The organism is Marinobacter sp. KMM 10035 (assembly GCF_046537445.1).
GTDB lineage: Bacteria > Pseudomonadota > Gammaproteobacteria > Pseudomonadales > Oleiphilaceae > Marinobacter > Marinobacter sediminicola.
In genome coordinates this window covers 296,379-317,810 of sequence record NZ_JBBVMG010000001.1, presented here as the reverse complement: position 1 = coordinate 317,810, position 21,432 = coordinate 296,379, and the positions used below count along the sequence as shown (strand labels likewise).

22 protein-coding genes are annotated in these 21,432 nt (G+C 53.0%); 13 read left to right on the top strand and 9 right to left on the bottom strand.

The window, feature by feature from the left end:
• Positions 1-185: 185 nt before the first annotated feature.
• From AADB16_RS01415 to AADB16_RS01405, 3 genes are all read left to right on the top strand, one after another.
• Positions 186-938 carry a substrate-binding periplasmic protein gene (locus AADB16_RS01415; RefSeq protein WP_410800883.1) on the top strand — a complete coding sequence of 251 codons (753 nt, stop codon included), beginning with the start codon at positions 186-188 and terminating at the stop codon, positions 936-938.
• 80 nt (positions 939-1,018) lie between these two features.
• Positions 1,019-1,843, top strand: coding sequence for a substrate-binding periplasmic protein (locus AADB16_RS01410; RefSeq protein WP_410800881.1), 825 nt, complete (start codon positions 1,019-1,021; stop codon positions 1,841-1,843).
• Between the two features lie 45 nt (positions 1,844-1,888).
• Entirely contained in the window at positions 1,889-2,314 is a 426-nt protein-coding gene (locus AADB16_RS01405; protein ID WP_309043979.1) for a hotdog fold thioesterase, read from the top strand.
• 8 nt (positions 2,315-2,322) lie between these two features.
• Here AADB16_RS01405 and AADB16_RS01400 read toward each other — a convergent pair whose 3' ends face one another.
• Positions 2,323-3,303: a diguanylate cyclase gene (locus AADB16_RS01400; RefSeq protein WP_410800879.1), complete on the bottom strand. Its 981-nt coding sequence runs from the start codon at positions 3,301-3,303 to the stop codon at positions 2,323-2,325.
• A gap of 42 nt (positions 3,304-3,345) precedes the next feature.
• Entirely contained in the window at positions 3,346-3,726 is a 381-nt protein-coding gene (locus tag AADB16_RS01395; RefSeq protein ID WP_309043977.1) for a rhodanese-like domain-containing protein, read from the bottom strand.
• Between the two features lie 113 nt (positions 3,727-3,839).
• Between AADB16_RS01395 and rarD the strand changes: the two genes are divergently transcribed.
• On the top strand, positions 3,840-4,730 hold the full coding sequence (rarD, locus tag AADB16_RS01390) for an EamA family transporter RarD (RefSeq protein WP_410800877.1): 891 nt from the start codon (positions 3,840-3,842) through the stop codon (positions 4,728-4,730).
• 3 nt (positions 4,731-4,733) lie between these two features.
• Here rarD and AADB16_RS01385 read toward each other — a convergent pair whose 3' ends face one another.
• Positions 4,734-5,615: a LysR family transcriptional regulator gene (locus tag AADB16_RS01385; protein ID WP_309043975.1), complete on the bottom strand. Its 882-nt coding sequence runs from the start codon at positions 5,613-5,615 to the stop codon at positions 4,734-4,736.
• A 95-nt stretch (positions 5,616-5,710) separates the two neighbouring features.
• Between AADB16_RS01385 and AADB16_RS01380 the strand changes: the two genes are divergently transcribed.
• The 9 genes from AADB16_RS01380 to AADB16_RS01340 all read left to right on the top strand — a co-directional run bounded on the left by AADB16_RS01380 (position 5,711) and on the right by AADB16_RS01340 (position 16,160).
• The gene (locus AADB16_RS01380; protein WP_309043974.1) at positions 5,711-6,580 is read left to right on the top strand and encodes a cation diffusion facilitator family transporter; all 870 of its coding nucleotides are present in this window, start codon (positions 5,711-5,713) and stop codon (positions 6,578-6,580) included.
• Positions 6,581-6,590: 10 nt separating this feature from the next.
• Positions 6,591-6,794 carry a DUF3565 domain-containing protein gene (locus AADB16_RS01375; protein ID WP_410800875.1) on the top strand — a complete coding sequence of 68 codons (204 nt, stop codon included), beginning with the start codon at positions 6,591-6,593 and terminating at the stop codon, positions 6,792-6,794.
• An 85-nt stretch (positions 6,795-6,879) separates the two neighbouring features.
• A complete protein-coding gene (locus AADB16_RS01370) occupies positions 6,880-8,556 on the top strand; it encodes a methyl-accepting chemotaxis protein (protein WP_410800873.1) in 1,677 nt (558 codons plus the stop codon).
• A gap of 175 nt (positions 8,557-8,731) precedes the next feature.
• Positions 8,732-9,778 carry a TRAP transporter substrate-binding protein gene (locus tag AADB16_RS01365; RefSeq protein WP_410803546.1) on the top strand — a complete coding sequence of 349 codons (1,047 nt, stop codon included), beginning with the start codon at positions 8,732-8,734 and terminating at the stop codon, positions 9,776-9,778.
• 174 nt (positions 9,779-9,952) lie between these two features.
• Positions 9,953-11,089, top strand: coding sequence for a spermidine/putrescine ABC transporter ATP-binding protein PotA (gene potA / locus AADB16_RS01360; RefSeq protein WP_410800871.1), 1,137 nt, complete (start codon positions 9,953-9,955; stop codon positions 11,087-11,089).
• A complete protein-coding gene (gene potB / locus AADB16_RS01355; protein ID WP_309043970.1) occupies positions 11,073-11,933 on the top strand; it encodes a spermidine/putrescine ABC transporter permease PotB in 861 nt (286 codons plus the stop codon). Before potA ends, potB begins: the two co-directional genes overlap by 17 nt.
• Entirely contained in the window at positions 11,933-12,700 is a 768-nt protein-coding gene (gene potC, locus AADB16_RS01350; protein ID WP_410800869.1) for a spermidine/putrescine ABC transporter permease PotC, read from the top strand. The genes potB and potC overlap by 1 nt, the downstream gene beginning before the upstream one ends.
• Positions 12,697-13,737 carry an extracellular solute-binding protein gene (locus tag AADB16_RS01345; RefSeq protein ID WP_410800867.1) on the top strand — a complete coding sequence of 347 codons (1,041 nt, stop codon included), beginning with the start codon at positions 12,697-12,699 and terminating at the stop codon, positions 13,735-13,737. Before potC ends, AADB16_RS01345 begins: the two co-directional genes overlap by 4 nt.
• 146 nt (positions 13,738-13,883) lie before the next feature.
• On the top strand, positions 13,884-16,160 hold the full coding sequence (locus AADB16_RS01340) for a GGDEF domain-containing protein (RefSeq protein WP_410800865.1): 2,277 nt from the start codon (positions 13,884-13,886) through the stop codon (positions 16,158-16,160).
• A 34-nt stretch (positions 16,161-16,194) separates the two neighbouring features.
• Here the strand turns inward: AADB16_RS01340 and AADB16_RS01335 are convergent, their stop codons facing one another.
• The 6 genes from AADB16_RS01335 to AADB16_RS01310 all read right to left on the bottom strand — a co-directional run bounded on the left by AADB16_RS01335 (position 16,195) and on the right by AADB16_RS01310 (position 21,385).
• Entirely contained in the window at positions 16,195-16,638 is a 444-nt protein-coding gene (locus AADB16_RS01335) for a universal stress protein (protein ID WP_298450872.1), read from the bottom strand.
• A gap of 35 nt (positions 16,639-16,673) precedes the next feature.
• A complete protein-coding gene (locus tag AADB16_RS01330; protein ID WP_298450869.1) occupies positions 16,674-17,960 on the bottom strand; it encodes a TRAP transporter large permease in 1,287 nt (428 codons plus the stop codon).
• 39 nt (positions 17,961-17,999) lie between these two features.
• Positions 18,000-18,593 carry a TRAP transporter small permease gene (locus tag AADB16_RS01325; protein ID WP_410800863.1) on the bottom strand — a complete coding sequence of 198 codons (594 nt, stop codon included), beginning with the start codon at positions 18,591-18,593 and terminating at the stop codon, positions 18,000-18,002.
• Between the two features lie 117 nt (positions 18,594-18,710).
• Positions 18,711-19,736: a TRAP transporter substrate-binding protein DctP gene (dctP, locus tag AADB16_RS01320; RefSeq protein ID WP_410800861.1), complete on the bottom strand. Its 1,026-nt coding sequence runs from the start codon at positions 19,734-19,736 to the stop codon at positions 18,711-18,713.
• A gap of 122 nt (positions 19,737-19,858) precedes the next feature.
• The gene (locus AADB16_RS01315) at positions 19,859-20,386 is read right to left on the bottom strand and encodes a YqiA/YcfP family alpha/beta fold hydrolase (protein ID WP_410800859.1); all 528 of its coding nucleotides are present in this window, start codon (positions 20,384-20,386) and stop codon (positions 19,859-19,861) included.
• A 6-nt stretch (positions 20,387-20,392) separates the two neighbouring features.
• A complete protein-coding gene (locus AADB16_RS01310) occupies positions 20,393-21,385 on the bottom strand; it encodes an LLM class flavin-dependent oxidoreductase (RefSeq protein ID WP_410800857.1) in 993 nt (330 codons plus the stop codon).
• Positions 21,386-21,432 lie beyond the last annotated feature (47 nt).

The following is a 21,432-nucleotide window of genomic DNA, read 5'->3' as shown; positions in this document are numbered from 1 at the left end:
AAGTGAGAGTCACCTGTTTTTAGCAGACTTGTTACTGTGTCTTGTGTTGCCTGGCTGTTAATTCAACCGCAGTGACCTAGGCCTTTTTACGCAACCAGGCCCTGTGCAGATCTGAGAGCGTCTATACTCTGTATACATTTCACTGCCTGTTGTGATTTGCAAAGGTGTTCAGGAGACAACAAACAATGCGATTACTGATTGTTGCTTTGCTGGCAGCAATAACGTTTTCTGCCGCAGCACAACAAGGTACCGAGACCGTTCGTGCCCTGACGGTTACGGTGGGTGCAAATCACGCGCCGCCATACCGGATTATACAGGGCGGCGAGCCCTCAGGCCTTTACGTCGAGATTTTCAAGGAAATCACGGCTCGGCTCGGCTGGAAAACGCACTATCGGGAAGTGCCCTTTCGCAGAGTGCTGAATCTGTTACAAAAGGGCGAGGTGGACGTTATGTTGGGCGCTCGCGAAACCCCGGAAAGAGAAGCCTATATGACCTTCGTTGTTCCTGCGTTTCCAGCGGATCGTCGACTGTTTCTGTATTTTGACGATGCCAACCGAATTGAGCGTTATTCGGACCTCTATGGCAAAACAATCGGAGTTCTTGAAGGCTCTACTTACTTTCGGAAATTTGATAACGATGGGCAGTTGCGCAAAGAGCCCGCGCCCCGCTATGAAAATTTGATGTTGATGATGGAAAAAGGTCGGGTAGATGTTGTTGTGGTGCCCGAACTCATTGGTATCTATACACTTCGCGAGCTGGGTATGCCGGTGAAGATATCGCCTTTTTTTGTGCCAGGAGAGCGATCATGGATTGCAGTTGCCAAAGCGTCGCCGGTGTTGGAATATGAGGACGACATAAGGGCAGCGTTCAAACTGATTGAGGCCGAGGGCATCTATGAAGATCTGGTACTAAAGTATTTGGATCAGTACGCTCAGTAAGATGAGAATGCCCTCCATAATAATACTATGGTCTGGCCAGTTCAGGTGGCTTGATGCCCGGGAGCAGGATGGTCATTTACGTGTTAGCCCTTAAAAAGAAGACGCTTTCCGCCTCTGCCAGAATTGTTACTTTTCTGCTGGCTCTCATGCTTGTTTGTGTGGCCAGCGCAGCGCAAAAGCCCACCTGCAAAACCTTGACTGCCAGCGGCAACCCGGAGTATCCACCACTTCTATGGGAGGACCCAGGAGCACCGGAGCACCTCACGGGAGCAGTCACGGCGTTGCTGGAAGAAATTCTTGAATCCCTTGGGGTAAAACTTGAAGTTCAGAACCTCGGGTCCTGGGCACGGGTTCAGCGCCTTGCCAAGATTGGTGAGCTGGATATGGTTGCCGGCGCGTTTATTACATCTGAACGCATCCAGTATATGGACTATCTGCTACCGCCCTTTACCAACCTTGCTGCGTCCATTTGGGTGCCCAAGGACAAGGTTTTCGAGTATCGCCACTGGCCAGACTTGCAGGGCAGGCGTGGAAGCACGCTGATCAACAACAGCTTCGGCCAGGGTTTCGACCGCTATGCAGAAGACAACTTGCAGATTGTTGGTGTACGAACCATAGAGCAGTCTTTTGAAATGGCAATTGCCGGGCGCATAGATTACGTTTTGTACGAGCGATTACAGGGGCAGGTGAAGCTGCAACGCTTGGGACTGGCGGATGAGTTTGTAGCTCTGGATGTACCTGTCAGTACCGAGGGGCTTTTCTTTACGTTTTCCAAGAATTCAAGCTGCAATACGTTTGAACTCCGTGAGCGCATTGCCGATCGACTGTATACACTGGTTAACGCAGGCCGCCTGGACGAACTTGTCAGCGAATATACTGCCCGTTACATGTCCCTTAAGCCTTAGTGCCCACCGGACAACTCATTCAACCCGTAAGAGAGTTTTATCAGTATGGCAATCTGGACCCGTACACCGGATCTTGAGCACATGGCCAAGGCCAGCATGAACACCGCAGTCAGTCACATGGGTATTGAATACATCGAAGTTGGTGATGACTATGTCACAGGCCGGATACCGGTGGATGAGCGCACGGTTCAGCCGTTTGGCATTTTGCATGGTGGTTCATCGGTGGTTTTGGCGGAAACGCTGGGCAGCATGGCGGCAAATTGCTGCTTGAAAGATCCCGGCACCGTGGCAGTGGGGCTGGAAATCAATGCCAATCACATACGCCCTGCTACCAAGGGCTGGGTGTACGGAACGGCCAGGGCGCTTCATATTGGCAGCACAACCCAAGTATGGGAAATTCGCATGTCGAACGAAGAGGGCAAAACCACCTGTATCTCGCGCCTGACTATGGCAGTAACGAAGCGCCCGTAATCAGCCGTTTAGAGCCGCGGGAGTACGCTGACCTTGTCCCGCCCCTTGGCCTTGGACAGATACATGGCTTCATCGGCGCGTGAAAGCAGTGATTCTAGGCGGCCGTCATCATTAGACAGCATGGCGATACCGAAGCTGGCGGTTGGCCTTAACTCTGCGTGTTTGTACTGAACCCGGAGTGCTTGAAGTGCTTGGCGTAACAGTTCCGCCAGCTCCAGGGCTTGATCCTGAGGGGTGTCAGGCAGTAGCAGTGCAAACTCTTCGCCGCCGATCCGTGCGGTTATGTCAGATGCTCGCCCTCTGGTCCGTAGCAGATTTCCGATCTCTCTGAGAACCTCGTCTCCCGCCTCGTGGCCATAGGTGTCGTTGATTTGTTTGAAGTGATCCAGATCGAACATAATCGCGGCGACAGGTGTCTGGCTTCGTTTTGCCTGTTTCAGGAGTTGTTCACCAAACTGGAAGAAAGCCCGCCTATTGTTCAGGAGCGTCAGTTCATCCTGTAGGGATGCTTTTTCTGCTGCCTGCTGGGCTTTCTGAAGCGCTACTTCCATGTGCTTTCGGTCGGTAATATCGGTGGCGATTTCCAAGCGAACCAGGCGCCCATCTGTCCACTCTATGGCTTGATCACGACACTGGTACCAGCGCTTGTCTACCCGGTTCTGGAATTCCCATACATGAATGCCTGTGGCGGCGCCCGAGCTGTCGATCAGAAGGTGGTTTGTGCAGAAACTGCATGGACCATCAGTATTTTGCAGCATTTGCCAGCATTTCTGCCCCTCGGAAAAGCTGCCTAGGATGTTGCGGCCATAAGCATTCATGTAGAGCAGCTCGTGAGTCTCGAAGTCTGCCACATAAACCAGAGCGTCAAGATTGTCGAGAATCGTCTGAAGCCCTGCTGGCGCAGTAGATTCTTCAGTAGCCAGAGACGTTGAATGATAGACATCAACATTTCTGGACGGGATGCGATCCCCGGCTTTATGGGTAGTCATCGGCGTCAGTTCGTGTAAGTTTGCGGCGCAGTATATCAGCGATCAATCAAAGGATGGCAATTCCCGCTTGGCAATCGGTTTTCCGGCTTCCTGCCAGGCATCAAACCCGCCTTCAATCGATTGCACGTGCAGATAGCCCATTTCCTTCAAGACCTTTGCACTCAGCGCTGATCGGCCTGAGGTTTTGCAATACAGAACAATTTTCATATCCCGGTTTGCCAGCGTCGGGTCATTACTGAATTTAAACTCCAGCATGCCCCGGGAAATGTTTGTGGCTTGTGGAATGTGGCTTTGCCGATACTCGTCGCCATCGCGAACGTCCAATAACAGATCTGCAGCTTGAATGGCGCGGTCAGCTTGATCGAGGGAAACTTCTTGAATTTGCTGTTTTGCTTCTGCAACAAAATCCTGGGCGGTTTTCATAACAGGTTCTCTCTACTATAAGGGTGTTTGGTCAGACTAAGACATATTACCAAGGTGCGTAACCCTTCAGGTGTGTTAAATTCACCAGCAAAGCATAGTGAGGAAGCTATTTAATGGCTCTGTCGGAAACCAGTAAAGGCGTTGCCTACGGTCTGTCTGCATACGTTATGTGGGGCTGCTTCCCGCTGTATTTTGCGCTGTTTGATGGGGTGCCAGCCTGGGAGGTAGTGATTCACCGGGTGCTTTGGTCCTGCGTGTTTCTGGCCGTGATTGTTACCTTTCTCAAACGCTGGTCACCTGTGAAATCCGCGCTGGCGCGCCCATCGAAGCTTGGCTACGTTCTTGGCTGCGCAGTGCTTATTGCAATTAACTGGGGTGTGTACATCTACGCTGTGGAAAGTAGGCAGGTGCTGCAGGCAAGTCTTGGGTACTTCCTTACGCCACTGGTAAACGTCGGGTTGGGGATGTTGGTGCTGAAAGAGAGCATTTCCCGGCTGCAGATAGTAGCGGTGGTGCTGGCAACTATTGCGATTCTGTATCAGTTGTTCCTGCTGGGCGTGGTGCCCTGGATCACACTGGTGCTGGCGTTCAGTTTTGGAACCTATGGCCTGCTCCGCAAACAGGTAGCCCTTGATGGGCTTTCTGGCCTGTTTGTGGAAACGCTTCTGCTGTTGCCAGTGGGCATTCTTGCCCTTGCGACACTCAGTTATGCCGGGGTTTCCCACTTCGGGGGCAGCACTGCAACCACGCTCTTGTTGCTCTCCAGCGGCATAGTTACGGCGGTTCCCCTGTTGGCCTTTGCAGGTGCCGCCAGAAGGTTAAGGCTTTCCACTGTTGGCTTTCTTATGTACATCAACCCGACCATCCAGTTTCTCATTGCGCTACTGGTATTCAGTGAACCTCTTAGCCCTGAAAAGCTGACGAGCTTTGTGATGATCTGGGTAGCTCTGGCAATGTACTCATGGTCTGCCTGGGTCGGGCGAAGCAGGCCGAAAGTGCAGTGAGCGCTATTCCATTGTTTCGAGGTACTGCTCAAGCTCTTCAGCCAGCCATCCCACAACGGCGCCGCCTTGTGCCTGTTCGGATTCCAGTGCGCTGAATGCTTTCCACCAACGTGCACTGCGATGGTGAACAACCTTGAGCTTTTCCTGTTTCAAGGCATTTGCAATCAGGGGCAGAGGGAGATCTGCCCACCCGGCACCATCGATTACCGCATCCCGGATTAGCTCGTACATGGTGAAAGCCAGGTAGTTGGCTGTTTCCGGAGACTCGGCCTCCAGCCGATCGTTTTCCATAAAGGCCAGTGTGACTTCGGTAAAGCTGATGAGGTCGTCCTGGGTTACGCGCTTCAGTTGGCTCAGTGGATGATCCGGTGCAGCTACCGTCAGCATGCGCACATCGGCAAGCTCCCGAAACCATTGATAGCCCTCACTCACCAGCGCAGGCATAAGCCCGTAGGCGACATCTACTGACTGGTTTTTGACCAGAGGTGGCAGTTCCCTGGGTGTGGCCAGGTAGACCGAAAGGCTGGTCTGAGGAAAGCGGATCTTTAGCCGGCGCATAAGATCACGCCAAACCGGTTCTGGAATCGAATCGTCCCGAGCTATCCGTAAAACCGACTCGGCACCACTGAGATGGTGCTGGCAGCGTGAAAAGATCTGCCCGGCCACCTGATCAAATCGGCGGCAATCGGTCACTATGGCCTGGCCGATGGTGGTCAGTTGCAACTGGTTGCCGCTGCGCTCAAATAATGCCACGCCGAGTTCGTCCTCCAACGCAGCGAGGGCGGTGCTCACAGTGGTGCGGCTTCGGCTGAGTTCCCGGGCGGCTGCGGCGATGGTGCCATTGCGAACCACGGCCAGAAAAACCTGTATTTGCGATGTTTTCAAAAGAAATCTCCCGTTCCGCCGGTTTTTCCGTCGGTGACCGACTCACACTGTCAGCTATGTGGCGATAATATGCTGGTAATTCACGGGAGATCAAAATGTTTAAGTTTATAGCGCGGGAAAACATGGCGCTGAGTTTGTCTGCGGTAGCTGCTGGTTTGTTTGCTCTGGCCGGTATTACCTGGGGTTTGTGGATTGATTCGCTGGTTATTCTGTTTGACGGCGCCTATTCACTGGTCAGCCTGTTGCTGTCGCTGCTGTCACTATACGCTGCGCGGATTATTCGCCGCCCGGCCAGTAAGGAATACCCGTTCGGCCGCGGAGCGGTTGAGCCTTTGGTGATTGCTATCAAAGGCTTGGTGATAACGCTGGTGTGTGTGCTGTCTTTGGCTTCTGCCATTGCTGCGATGCTTGAAGGTGGTCGCGCGGTGAGTGCCGACAAAGCGCTGGTATTTGCTGGCGTGAGTGTTTTGGGGTGTGCCGCAGTGTGGGTGTACCTGAAGTGGGCCGAGCGTCGCCAGTCTTCGGGTTTGCTGGTTGCAGAGCAGGGTCAGTGGTTTATGGATTCTGTACTCAGCGCAGCCGTGCTGATGGGGTTTGGAATAGCCTGGTGGTTGGAGCAGAGCGCTTGGTCCGCATGGGCTGTGTATGCCGACCCGGTGATGATGATCGCTATTTCCGCCTATTTCATCATTGTGCCTGTGAAAATGACCGTCGGTGCCGTGCGTGAGTTGTTGCTGGCAGCGCCTCCGGCGGAATTTGCAGAAGAGGTTCATGAGGCCTTGAGCTCTGTTGGGCTTGATCCGGATCAGGTGAAAATGGCGAAAGTTGGCCCCAACCTGATGATGGAAATCAGTCTCCCTGCCAACTGGCCGGGGCGCACTGAGCGCCTGAAGCGGAGTCTGTTAAAACACCTGTCGGATCTTCCGGTGCGCCCGGCGATTTTTATCCGCAGCCTGGTCAGTTGACCTAGGCGGTATGAAACAACCGATAACCGCCTACCATAAAGATGAAGAAGACCACTGGGTCGCCCGGTTGGCTTGTGGTCATAATCAACATGTGCGCCACACTCCACCCTGGGTGAACCGGCCGTGGGTAATTACGGAAGAGGGTCGGGCGTCCATGCTGGGTTTTGAGCTCGAGTGTCGTAAGTGTGATGACGGTGCCGTCGTCGATTTATAACAGGCAAAGGCATATCTTTTGTTCAAGTAGAATCGGATACAGCCGTTAACAAACCAAGATAACGCTTTTCTGAGGATCTACCTGAATGAATTTCCTGACCAATCTGCGTATACGAACCCGCTTGCTTTTGGCTGTACTGATACCTGTATTGGTTACAGCGGCAACTGTCGCCTGGATATCGGTTAGTCAGATACAGGCGAATGGAGAGGTGGAACTAGAGCGTCTTGAGACGAGCTTGCTGGCGGCCAGGAAGGCAGGTCTGAAAAATTTGATTGATGCTGCAAAAGCAGTAGTGCTGGACGCAAAAAACAACCCTGCTCTTTCAGAAGATGAAGCGAAGTTAGCAGCGGCATCGAGCCTGCGCTCCATCCGGTTCGAGAAAACAAACTACGTGTTTGCCTATAGGCGTGATGTATACAACCTTGCATACGCCCCTGACCCTTCCAAAGAAGGTCCAAGCAATAACCCCACACTAAGGCGGCTGGTGGGCGATCTTTTTGCTGCAGGGGAGTCTGGAGGATACTACGGCTATGACTGGATGAATCCCGCGTCTGGAAAAGAGGAACCCAAAGTTTCCTACTCCACTATTATTCCAGACTGGGACTGGATGATCGGTGCGGGTGTATACATCACTGATATTGACCGGCAAGTTGCAGCTGCGCGAGTTGAAATTGAAGAGAGAATAGTCGCAACCCTCGGCCTTATTTTTCTGGTTACGGTTGTTGTTGTGATTATTTCTTTGGTGATCGGCGTTGTTGTTGGCCGCACGGTTACTCGCCCACTTAAGAACGTCAGCGATATGATGCAAGAAATTGCTGATGGTGAAGGCGATCTTCGCCAGCGTTTGCCTGATGCAGGCACGGATGAGCTCGCTGAATTGGGGCGTCGATTCAACGCGTTCGTAATCAAAATCCAGACAACGATTCAGGAAGTCGGCTCCACAACAGATCAGGTGGCTTCTGCCGCGGAAGAATTGAGCCGTGTGGCGAATGAAACGCGTGCGTCTGTGCAGGAGCAGGGCGCGGAAACAGACCAGATTGCGTCTGCGATTAACGAGATGGCTGCAACCATTCAGCAAATCGCTGGCAATGCCAACGAAGTTGAGAGTGCCGCATCTAATGCTGATCGCATGGCTCGCGATGGTGGTGAGACTATTACCAATGCCCAGGGTGCTGTGAATAAACTATCTGAAGAAATTCAGGAGAGTGCTCGAAGCATTAATGCCCTTGCTGAAAAATCGGACGATATTCAGCAGGTTCTGGACGTGATTCATGCCGTTACCGAGCAGACTAACCTGCTTGCACTGAACGCTGCCATAGAGGCGGCACGGGCTGGCGATCATGGCCGAGGGTTCTCTGTCGTTGCGGATGAAGTGCGACAGTTGGCGCGGCGCAGCGCAGAATCCGCAGATCAGATCCGGGGAATGATTGACGGCTTTGTGAGCGAGTCACGATCTGCTGTTGAGCGTATGAATCGATCCCGGGATTATTCATCCGATACGGTTGAACGTATCAATCATGCGACCGGCGCCCTCTCGACCATCGAGAAATCAGTGGGTCAGATTCACGATCAGGTTACCCAGATCGCCACGGCTGCAGAGCAGCAAAGCCAAGTGGCAGAGGAAATCAACCAGAATGTGGTGCGTATTGTAGAAGCAGCGCAGCGTAGCGATGCCGGCGTTACCCAGACTAATGAGGCCAGCAATGAGCTGGCTCGGTTGGGCGAGAATTTGCGGGATCTGGTGAGCCAGTTCAAGGTTTGATAAACGGCTTGACGGTGTTGAGAATACAGTGCGAGGTGTGAAGCATTTTCCGGCAGGGTGGTTTTTAAGGCCACCCGTGGCGCGGAGTGTGTTCACGGGCTAGTATTGCAGGCGTTCAAACGATAACAACGCAACAAGGTAAATGGTGTTAACGATGATGACACGTCTGTTCAAGATGGTAGCGGTAACGCTGCTGCTTACGGTTAGCTCTTTTGGCATGGCTGCAGATAAATATACGCTACGACTTGCGCAAACCTGGGGCCCGAATTCTCCGATTCTTGGTGAAACCACCACAAATATGGCGAAAATGGCCGAAGAAATGTCCGGTGGCCGCTTGAGAATCCGCATAGATAGCGCCAACAAACACAAAGCACCCTTTGGTATTTTTGATCTGGTGCGCAATGGCCAATACGATATGGGCCACACTGCCTCTTATTACTATAAGGGCACCATTCCCAATGCCATGTACTTCACCACCGTTCCCTTTGGCATGATTGCGCCTGAAATGTACGCCTGGTTCTATCACGATCAGGGTATGGAGCTGATGCAGAAGGTTTACGAACCTTTCGGTCTGATGTCCTTTCCGGGCGGCAACACTGGTAACCAGATGGGCGGATGGTTCAACAAGGAAATCAATTCGGTAGAAGATCTCAAAGGCCTGAAAATGCGCACGCCCGGGTTTGCCGGCGAAGTGATGGCCGAGTTAGGCGTTGCCGTTACCAATTTGCCACCCGGTGAGCTTTACACTGCACTTGAGCGTGGCACAGTGGACGCTGTGGAATGGGTAGGTCCGGCTTTGGACTTCCCCATGGGCTTTCACCAGATTGCCAAATATTACTATTCTGGCTGGCAGGAGCCGGGCGCAGAGGTTCAGTTCCTCATCAACGATAAAACCTGGAATAAACTGCCGGAAGATCTGCAGGCAATCCTTCGCATCGCCATGCGCACAGCGGCTTACGACATGTATATTCAGACCACCCACGAAAGCGGTGTGGCCTGGGACCGCATGAAAGAAGACTACCCGAACGTGACCCACAAGACGTTCCCGCCGGAAGTCATCAACGCTATGCGTGATGCAACAAATAAGTTGTTGGCTGAGGCAGCTGAGAAGGATGATCTTGCAAAAGAGATCATAAATTCCCAGCGTGACTATCTGAAACAGGTTCGACAGTGGACCAATATTTCCGATAAAGCCTACCTGAACAGTATTGCCACCGACTGACTCCTCTACACTGCACCCTGACTACTGAGGTAGACAGGGTGCTCTCATTGCAGAACAATCCCCATGAATGCAGTGCGTAAATCCTGCACACTGCTTTTTATGTAGCCTCCTTTCTGGAAAAATACGCCGCAACAGGGGCTTTTTCAGAAGCTCTCTTATTTTTGGGCAGGGTTGATGACTAAAACACTTCTATCGCTAAGCGGTATCAGCAAGCAGTTTGATGGCAAGACCGTGCTGGATGAACTCAGCCTTACCATTGATGATGGCGAATTCATTACCCTTTTGGGGCCCTCCGGTTGTGGTAAAACCACCTTGTTACGCATGATGGCGGGTTTTGAACACCCTGATGAGGGTACTGTTACCCTGTCTGGTGTTGATATCACTCAGACTCCTCCGGAACACCGCCCGCTCAATACCGTTTTCCAGAACTATGCTTTGTTTCCGCACATGTCGGTTTTCGACAATGTGGCCTATGGCCTGAAAATGGAAAAACGGCCGAAAGCTGAAATAACGGAGCGAGTTGAAGAGGCGCTGGCTATGGTTCAGTTGGAGGACTTTGTCAGGCGCAAGCCTCACCAGCTTTCCGGAGGCCAGCAGCAGCGGGTTGCGATTGCCCGGGCGGTGGTCAAACGGCCCAAGATGCTGCTGCTGGATGAACCCCTGTCTGCACTGGACTACAAATTACGGCGCACCATGCAGGTGGAACTCAAACGTTTGCAGCGGGAGCTGGGCATAACCTTCGTGTTCGTCACCCACGATCAGGAAGAAGCGCTGTCCATGTCTGATCGAATTGTGGTGCTTAAAGACGGGCACATTCAGCAGCTAGGCACACCTCGCGAAGTCTATGAACGCCCCGCCAATGTGTTTACCGCGCGCTTTGTGGGCCAGACCAACTTTTTCCCTGGCCGTGTGACTAAAATCGAGGGTGAGCGCATCAGTGTGGATGTGTTTGGCCTGACCCGGGATCTGAACAAGCCTTCGTTCCGTGTTGCGATGAATCAGTCGCTGCACGTTTTGCTGCGCCCGGAAGATATTCGAGTGCTTGCACCGGATGATACAGACGGTGTGGCTGGCAAGATTGTAGAGCGTAACTACAAGGGCAGTACTCTGGATTCGGTGATTGAGCTGGAAGACGGCAGCCATGTGATGGCGAGCGAGTTCTTTGATGAGGACGACCCCACATTCGATTACAGCATTGGTGAGCGAGTGCGTGTTAGCTGGGTAGATGGCTGGGAATGGTTGTTGGCGGAAGAGGGCGACGAGCCGCTCACCGATGAGGAGGAGCTGGCAGCCGATGATGCGGAGCATTAAACAGCAGCCGTTCAGGGCGGCTGTACTGGTATTAGTGTGGGGTTGGCTGCTGTTCCTCGTACTCGCGCCCAATATATTAGTGGTGGGTGCCAGCGTGATGACGCGGAACCCCTCTACCTTTATCTCGCTGCCCTTGAACCTGGATGCATACCGGCAACTGTTTAATCCCCTGTATCTGGACGTGTTTCTTCATTCCTTATACATGGCAGCACTAACAACTCTGATTTGTTTGCTGATCGGTTACCCTTTTGCATGGGCCTTGTCGCGGGTGGAAAAGCGCCGGCAGATGCTACTGATATTCCTGTTGATTGTGCCCTTCTGGACAAACTCTCTGGTGCGCACCTACGCCCTGAAGCTAATCCTGGCGACCAACGGCCTTTTGAACAGCGCACTTATGTCTCTGGGTGTGATTGACGAACCGGCGCAGCTTTTATACACCGAAGGCGCCGTAATCGTCGGCCTGGTGTATTTGCTGCTGCCCTTTATGATCCTGCCCCTGTACTCGGTATTCGAAGATTTGCGGCAGGATGTCCTGCTCGCCTCCCACGATTTGGGTGCGGGTCGCTTTGCTACCTTTAAAAATGTCGTGGTGCCGCTGACGCTGCCGGGCGTGCTGGCGGGTGTGATGCTGGTATTGCTGCCGGCCATGGGCTTGTTCTTTGTGCCGGACATTCTGGGTGGTTCGCGCAACCTGCTGGTGGGCAACGTGATCAAAAACCAATTTCTGGATGCCCGCAACTGGCCCTTTGGTGCCGCCGCTAGCATTGTGCTGACTCTTACCATGGCGTTGCTGATGTTTGCACACCGTCTGAGTAAGCGCCGTTTGGGCGAGGAGGGTGCCTGATGCGCTGGTTGTCCCGTGGTTATCTCGCACTAGTGTACTTGCTGCTGTATGTGCCGATTGTGGTGCTGGTGGTGTTTTCTTTTAACGACTCCCGCACGGGTTATAGCTGGGGCGGGTTGAGTCTGCGCTGGTACGATTCATTATTTAACAATCACGCCATGGTGCAGGCCATGTGGAACTCGTTGTGGCTGGCACTTACCGCTGCTACGGTGTCCACCATCATTGGCGCGCTAACCGCACTGGCCCTGCATCGCTATCGCTTTCGTGGCAAAAGAGTTCTGAACGGCATGCTTTTTGTGGTGATGATGTCGCCTGAAATTGTGCTGGCCATTTCGTTGCTGGGGCTGTTCCTGCTGCTCGGCCTGAAACTTGGCTACGTTTCATTGCTGCTTGCGCACGTGACATTTTGCCTGCCGTTTGTAGTGATTACCGTTATGGCACGGCTCAGCGGTTTTGATGAACGCTTACCAGAAGCAGCCAGAGATTTGGGCGCGAGCGACTTCACCATGACCCGCACCGTTTTGATTCCGGTTATCATGCCAGCGTTAATGGCAGGCTGGTTGCTTGGCTTCACCCTCTCCATGGACGATGTGGTGGTGAGCACCTTTGTGAGCGGCCCAAGTTACGAAATTCTGCCACTGCGCATCTACTCCATGGTGCGCGTGGGGCTTAAACCTGAAGTAAACGCACTTGGCACTCTATTGCTGGTGTTCTCACTGGTGATGTTGATGTTGTCGCAATGGATTCTTTCAAGGAGCAAACAATGAAGAAACTCGCACTGGCCGGCATTCTGGCCCTTGGCCTGACTGGCTGCAGTTCCGATGACCCGCAGGTACTTAATCTGTACAACTGGTCTGAATACATGCCTCAGGAAGTGCTGACCCGCTTCGAAGATGAGACCGGCATCAAGGTGGTATACACCACCTACGACAGCAACGAGGCCATGTACGCCCGTTTGAAGTTGCTGGATGAGAGTGCCGCATACGACCTTGCCGTGCCTTCTACTTACTATGTCAGCAAAATGCGCAATGAAGGACTGCTGTTGCCAATTGATCAAAGCAAGATCAGTGGCTTTGATCAGCTTGATCCGGAGCTCACTGGCCTGGATATAGACCCGAGCAACCAGTACAGCGTGCCTTATCTCTGGGGCACTACCGGTATTGGCGTGGATACTGCTGATATTTCCGGCGACCCGGTGACCGCATGGGCAGACCTTTGGGACGAGCGCTTCAAAGGCAAGGTGAACCTTACGAACGACATGCGTGAAGTCTTTCATATGAGCCTGCGGGTACTGGGTTACCCCGGTAACAGTACCGATCCTCAGCAAATTGAGGAAGCCTATGAAAAGCTCACGGAACTCATGCCCTCCGTGCGTACGTTTAACTCGGATGCACCCCGCATGCCCTTCCTTGAAGGTGAAGCTGATGTGGGTATGATCTGGAACGGCGAAGCCGTTATGGGCAAGGAGAGTATGGAAGCACTGGAGTACGTGTATCCAGAAGAAGGCGTTATTGCCTGGCTCGACAGCTTCGTGATTCCAAAGAATGCCAAGAACCCGGAAGCGGCCCACGCGTTCATCAGCTTTGTGCTACAGCCGGAAATTGCGGCGTTGATCAGCGAAGATATTGGCTACGCCACGCCGGTGCTATCCGCCAGGGAGCTGTTGGACGATGAAGTCGCCGGAGATCGGGCCAGCTATCCAACGCCGGAAGACATGGTGAATGCCGAGTTTCAGACCGACATAGGGGATGAAGCCTTGCAGGTCTATGCCAAATACTGGGAAAAGTTGAAATCAGGGCTGTAAATCCCAGCCTCAGAGTGTGACATTGCAGGGCCCTCTCCTGGCCCTGCAACCCTCACGTTTTAATATATTTTGGTGTCCGGATTTTGTACACGTCGAGGCGAGGGTGCTCTATACTGGCCGGTATAGCTCCTAATGGCCGAATATCCGTGTCTATATCTGCACACATTCTGAAAGCCCTCATTATCCTGTTTGGAGCCCTGTGCGGGCTTGTACCTGTCGCATCTCTGGCTGCACCACAGCCTCTAACGGAAGGCTGGGAGTACCGCTGGGGCGACATGCCCTTCACCGCGGAAGGTACACCTGACTGGTCCCTTGCACAGCAGCCAGAACAGTGGCACGCCATTGATTTTCCTTCTAACCCCTCAGGCCGAAATGGCCAGGACCAGGTGTGGTATCGGATAACCCTGCCCGCGGGTGACTGGCAAGATCCCGTGCTCTATATCTTGAGCGTCGATTTGATTGTTCAGGTGTGGCTGGATGGTGAAAACATCTATCAATACGGCACCTTCGACAAGGATGGCCGGGGAAAATTCGAAGGCTGGCCCTGGCACAAAATCACCCTGCCAGAGGGTTACGAGAATAAAACGCTGTATTTCCGCGTGTTTTCTGATTACACGGATATCGGTCTTTGGGGTGAAGTGAGCCTCATGGATCACTCCGAGTTGATTCTGCATATCCTCAACAACTCACTGGAGGCTCTACTTGTAGCAGGGTTCTCGCTGCTGGTGGCTGTGCTCGCACTGATACTTTCCCTGCTGCAGGGCGGCAGGAAAACCTTTACCAGCATTGCTCTTTTTTCGCTGGCTTCGTCAGTGATGCTCCTCTCCGAAAGCGCAGCCAGCCAGTTGCTTGTGCCCGATGCCTTGATGTGGGATTACCTGGCCGCCGGTAGCTACTTTCTGCTACCTGTTGGTCTTTGGCTTATGCTCGACCAATGGCTGGGTGACGCCCGCCCGCCGCGAGCCATTTCAGTGATCTGGAAGCTGCATCTTGTATACGCGCTAGGGGCGCTGAGCCTGGCGTTGACAGGTGTTATAGGCCTTTCGTTTACCTTCCCGCCCTTTGATGCTCTGTTTTTGTTGTCCCTCTTTTCGATGGCGCTGATAACCGCTCCCCGGATGCGCTTAATGACCACTGAGCAGCAAGTTCTTGTGCTGGCGTGTGGCGTGTTCGGTGCTTTGTTGGTTGCAGACATGGCGGTAGCCCATGGTTTTATGCCTTGGGTTCAGGTGCCCGTTGGCCTGGGTCTTCTCGTGTTTATATTGGCCGTTGTAATAATCTCGTTAAGACATTACGGGATGACCCAGCGAGCCCTGCAGGAGCTAACTGTCACACTTGAACACCAAGTGGCTGAGCGAACCGAAAAAACAGAGAAGCTTTTGCAGCGAGAGCAGACCAGAGCTGAGGTTTTGGCGTTCGAAAATCAGAAAAGCCGGGTATTTGCCGAGGTTGTTTCGGAACTGCAAGCATGCGTTAGCCTTGATCAGGCGTGTCATCGGCTCGCTGAGGATATGCCCAGTTTGTGCAGTCCTATCAAGGGCATGGTATACCGGAGAACGGCCTTTGGTGGGTATGAACGCCTTGCGCTTTGGGGCTACGGAGATTCACTGCCTGATCTGCCTCCTGCTATTGAGACGCTCAGTCATATGCCGCCCCCGGTTCATCTTCTTGGCGGTTCCATCGAGGAGGCTGAGGCGGCTTGCAATAACTGCCAGGGACTTGTGTGCTTCTCTATCAATGTGGAGTTTATGGGCCATGGGCCAGCGCCGGAATGCTTGTTGCTATTGGATGCAGACAGCATAAGCAGCTCTGGGAAAACTGAAGGTGGCGCCGCAAGGTTAATGGCTTCAATCAACCTGGTGGTTGAACGAATTGGGGTAACGCTTTCAGGCATTTCACTCAAGGAAGACCTGCGCCGCTTCTCTTATGAAGACGCCCTCACGGGGCTTAAGAATCGCCGCTATTTTGATCAGTTGTTTGAACACGAAGCTACCGTAGCCCTACGCAAAGAATTGCCACTGTCGCTGTTGCTGGTTGATATAGACCACTTTAAGCAGTTTAACGACACCCATGGGCATGAAGCAGGTGACGCCGCACTGAAAGCATTCGCTGCAATACTGGAATCGCGTTTTCGTGGCAGTGATGTTGTCTGCCGTTACGGTGGCGAAGAGTTTGTGGTGATTCTGCCCGCCTCGGATATAACCGGAGCAAGAGAACGAGCTGAGCAATTGCGCGAAGCGGTGCGAAAAGATCCTGTTGTGTTTGAGGGCAAGGACCTCGGCTTCCTGACCATATCCATTGGTGTTGCGTCATGGCCGGGGAGTACCAACAATCCCGAAAAGCTGTTGAAGCTGGCAGATGAGATGCTATACAAAGCTAAAGCTGGCGGGCGAAATAAGGTTGAGGCGTTCCCGGAAATCTAGCCAGCCGGCACAAGGCCGGCCAATGAAATGGGGCTCAAACCACCAGAACCGGGCACTTGGCTTGAGAGGCCACCCGGTGTGAAACGCTACCGAGAAGCATCCCGTCTTTGTCGCTATGAGTGCCTCGAGTTCCTACCACGATCAAATCTGCTTCTTTGTCTTGGGCAAATTTCACAATAACCTTTGATGGACGCCCGGATTTCACAAAGCCGCGAATCTTCGTTGCTCCGTGGTCGATAGCCATATCCTTGGCATGTTTGACCACTTCTTTAGCGTAATCAGACAGCACTTTGTCTGGAATATCCATATCCGCAGGCCTGCCAATGGAGAGAGACGCTTCGAACAGGCTGTGGTGTTTGTACACGCAGAGAATGAAGATCTCGGTTTCAGGCATCAGTTTTTGAAACCCGATAGCCTTATCCAGTGCCTTGAGTGAGGTTTTGGACCCATCCACCGCCACCAGTATCCGTTTGAACATGCTTGTCTCCTTATAAATTCAGATCCAGGTGTGCGTCAGTCTGCAAAGGCAAGGTCACGCAGGAACAGAGCGATTTGCGGGAAGGCAATGATCAGCCCAGCCGCCAGGATCAGCATGAAAATAAACGGAGGCGTGCCCCGGATAACTTCAAGGTAAGGCCGCTTGAAGATCGCAATGGCTGTGAAGATGTCACAGCCAAACGGCGGCGTTGCCGATCCGATTGCAACCTGCAGGGTGATGAGTACGCCCACCAGCACTGGGTCCAACCCGGTTGCCTGAATGGCAGGAGCGAATATTGGCGTTAATACCAGGATGACGACAATGGGGTCTACAAACATGCAGGCGACAAAGAAGGCCACACAGATAGCGATAAGCACGCCCACCGGGCCGGCTTCGTTTACACCCACAGACTCCAGGATTGCCTGGGGGATCTGGGCAAAGGAAATGATCCAGGAGAAACCGTTACCTACGGCCACCAGAATAAAGACCACGGCGGTGATCAGGCCGGTAGATTTGGCAATCTTGTAAACTTCACCAATCTTCAGGGAGCGGAATATGATGAATTCCAACAGGAATGCATAGAGTACGCACACCGCTGCAGCCTCTGTAGGGCTGAAAATACCGCCATAGATACCACCCACAATGATAACCGGGAAAAACAATGGCCAACTGGCATCACGAACCGAAAGTGCCCGCTGGCGCCAGCTTGCCTTAGGCTCCGTGGGTACGTTGTTTTTGTAGGCGTAGAACAGGCAGTAAAGCGAGAACATGAACAGGATCAGGATGCCCGGGCCGACCCCCGCAATGAACAGCTCTGCAATGGAGGTTTGGGAGATAACTCCATAGATAATCATGCCGATGCTGGGAGGAATCAGGAAGGCAATGTCACTGGCGTTAATGATCAAGGCCAGCGTAAACGAATCGGAATAACCGGCCTTGAGCATTTTTGGGCGTAATGGCGAGCCAACCGCCACAACGGTCGCCTGGGTAGAGCCGGAAACCGCGCCGAAGAGGGTGCAGGAAGTTGCGGTACTGATCGCCAAGCCGCCCTTAATATGGCCGATAAAGGCCATAACCATGTTGATCAATCTGTCCGCAGACTGGCCACGAGTCATTATGTCTGCAGCGAGAATGAACATGGGTACGGCAATCAATGAAGCGGGTCGAATACCCCCCATCATCTGCTGAATGAAGGTGCCCATTTGGCCGAAGCCATCGAACATCATTACAAAGCCAACGACGGCGGCGGTCGTCAGTGGGATCATCATCGGGAAACCGAGCAGCAGTAGCCCGATCATGATGATCATTAAAATAGTCGCCATAGGTGTGCCCTTTTTTATCGTGCCCGGTGTAAAACCGGATCAGACTTCCGATTCTGAATCAGCGTATCCGTCGATCACTCCGGTGGAGAGATAAACATCCTCAGTAGTGAAGTTCTTGATTGCTGTGAGGAAATACTGAATGCCAGTCACGGCAAAGCCCACAGGCACCCAGATATAAATCCACCAGATCTCAAAACCCAACGCCGGCAAAATACGGCCACGGCTGTAAAGAGTCTCGATGTATCCGTAGGAGTGGTAGCACAGGAAGAACATTACCGCAGAAGTAAACAGGGAGATGAAGATCATCAGCACCTTGCGGCCTTTGGCTGGTAGTGCATCGTAAACCGCAGACATTCGAATGTGACGCCCGTAACGCGCCGCGTACCCGATGCCGGCAAAGGTCACGAGAATAATCAGGATGCGATTGATTTCGCCCGAGAAGAAAAAGCCCTCTCCAAACACAAATCGCGCAATAACGTTTACAACGGTATTGATGGCCATGAGGATAATACCTGCGGCCAATATGACGGCCTCGGCATTGGCAATCCAGCCGTCTATGGTTCCCAGAAACCCGGGCAGACCGGACTCAAAAGGACCGGTATCGTCATCTATCTCCGGGGTGTTCTCCGACATGGGATCTGCTCCGGTTCATGTCGCTCCCGACCGGTCACTAACGCTTGGCGGGGCGGGGTTGGTTCTATGGAGTGTCCGCCGGCGAGTGCCGACGGACACAGGAGCAATGCAAGAATATTACTTTTGCACTTCTTTCAGGTCTTTCTTGAACTGGTTTAGCAGTTGTTCGCCGCCCTTGCCAGTCATCTCAATGAACTTTTTCTCAACTTGAGGAGCGCGAGCTTTGAAAGCTTTGATCTGCTCTTCGTTCAGGCGCGTGACAGTAACTTCGTCACTGGCGGCCTGGATTTTCGCGAGAGCTTCATCCGCCAAACCATCGATATGGGTGATGATTTTTTCAAAAGCATAGTCTGCTGCATCCTGGATGAGCTTCTGGTCTTCTTTTGACAAGCCGTCGTAGAAGTCCTTGTTGGCCATTGCCGCAGTGGTAAACCAGCCGTGACCTGTGTAGATCAGATTAGGTGACACCTCGTATAGCCCGCCTGACTCGATCCAGAAAATCGGGTTTTCCTGACCGTTGATCATGTTGGTCTGCAGAGCACCGTAAACTTCGCCCCAGGGCAGTGGCGTTGGTGTTGCGCCGAACGCAGAGTAGGTTTCAGACAACAGTGGGTTGGTCATAACCCGGATCTTCTTGTTTTTCATGCCTTCGGGCGTTGTGACTGGCTCATCCAGCGTGATAACAAACTCGCCTTCCGGGTACATCTGCAGAAGCTCAAGGCCTTTCTCGGCATAAAGCTTCGGAAAGTCTTCGTTGATGGCCTTGCTCTCACGGAAGAAATCAATAACCGTGCTTATGTCTGTGGGCATCAGGTAAGGGATAAAGAAGATCTGTGCTTCAGGAATCAGAGCACCGGTAAAGCCAGGCGACTGGTTAACAAAGTTCAGAATGCCTGCCTGGGTTTGTTCCATGATGTCATCAGACTCACCCAGCTCGCCAAAACGATAAATCTGGAGGGAATGGTCAGAGTTCTCTTCGATGTATTCCTTGAATTTATATGCGTATACATCCTGTACGTCGCCTTCATACTCTTCGTGAGCGTAGCGCCAGTTGGCTGCGTTCACGGAGTTTGCTGCGGTCATTGCCGCGAATGCGAACGCTGAAATTCCGGCCAGTTTCTTGAGTTTTCTCATGCTGCTCATCGGGTTTTCTCCGTTCATTTTTCTTCAGACATTTATTGTTACATTAGTAGAGACTGGCAAAACTTACCGACTTTCGCAAGAAAATGGCCTGTTTGGTTCCATATTGGCCAATATGTGTGCGATTACTGGATGCCGGCTCTTGAAAGGAATCCCTGGAACTCCTTGGTGATCCGTTCAAGGCTGTTTGCAAGGCGGTGACCATCGGGGAGTAGCAGCGCTGGCAATCCCTGTTTTCGGGCTAGCTCAATAACGGGCATTGGGGGAACTACGTCGTCATCCCAGCCGTGGATGATCTGCACATGTTTGGCTTGTATGCGTGGGCTGGATTGCGGGTAGCCCTCCATTGCCAACGCCGGTGCCAGCAGAAAGCAACCCAGGAACGGGGTTTGCTCACTGGTTTGTGCGCAAACCCAGCCACCCATGCTGGAGCCCGCAAGAATAATGTTGCGGGGATCTGCGCCACTGGCGGCTATGGCGTCTTGCATCTGGGTAAGGCGAGTGGCCGGGTCTTTGGTGCTTCTATGGTCTATGGCGTGCGCCCGGACGTCTTCAAAGGACTCGGCCAAGGCTTTGAGGGCCTGAATTTTGGTTCCGCCGGGACCGCTCTCCATACCATGGGAGAGGAAAATGTGTGTAATGCTTTTATTCATGGCGCTTTAGTCTTCCCGGGTTCCATTAAGTATGTCGAGTGCATGCCGCCGTTTTTCTGGATCATAAATATCCACGGTAAACATAAGCTCATCCACGTCCACACTGGCCAGTAGTTCGTTGATTTGGGTTTTGATAGCCGCGGCATCGCCAAGCAGTTGCAGTCCCAGAAAATCCTTAACCGTCGCATGTTCAGCTGGGTTCCAAAGGCCATCCATTGATTCCACCGGCTCTTTCATCCAAAGGGGCTGTCCCCGGAAAAGCGCCAGAATTCTCTGGTAGCTGGTGGTCGCAAGGTACTTTGCTTCCTCGGTGCTTGCAGCAGGTACGGCGGGAACCGCCAGCATGCTGTAAGGCTTTTGCAGCTGATCGGAAGGCTGGAAGTTATCCTGGTACACCTTCAGAGCCTCACGGTACAGGCGCGGAGCAAAATGCCCGGCAAAGGCATAGGGTAGGCCGCGCATAGCCGCTAGCTGTGCGCTGTAGAGACTGGAGCCAAGCAGCCATATCGGCACCTTTGTGCCTGCACCAGGAATAGCCTTAACGGCTTGGCCGGGCTTGAGGGGGCCAAGCAGAGACTGTAATTGCGCAACATCTTCCGGGAACTGCTCCGCACCCAATCCGTCCCGGCGCAGGGCACGAGCCGTTATTTGGTCAGTGCCTGGCGCCCGGCCAAGGCCCAAGTCAATGCGGCCGGGGTAAATGCTTTCGAGCGTTCCGAATTGCTCTGCAATCACCAGAGGTGGGTGGTTAGGCAGCATTACACCGCCGGAGCCAACCCGAATGGTTTGGGTTTTACCTGCGATGAGACCAATTAGTACAGAGGTCGCGGAGCTACTGATACCCTCCATATTATGGTGCTCAGCCAGCCAGAACCGCTTGAAGCCGAGACTTTCGGCATGCTGGGCGTAAGCCACGCTGTTCGCCAGTGTGTTGCCAACGGTATCGCCTTCGCGAACCGAAGCGAGTTCGAGTAATGAGTAGTCAGGATAATTGTTCATAGTGCTAGGATAGCATTTGAAGCTCCACTACAGAGAAGGAAACCATT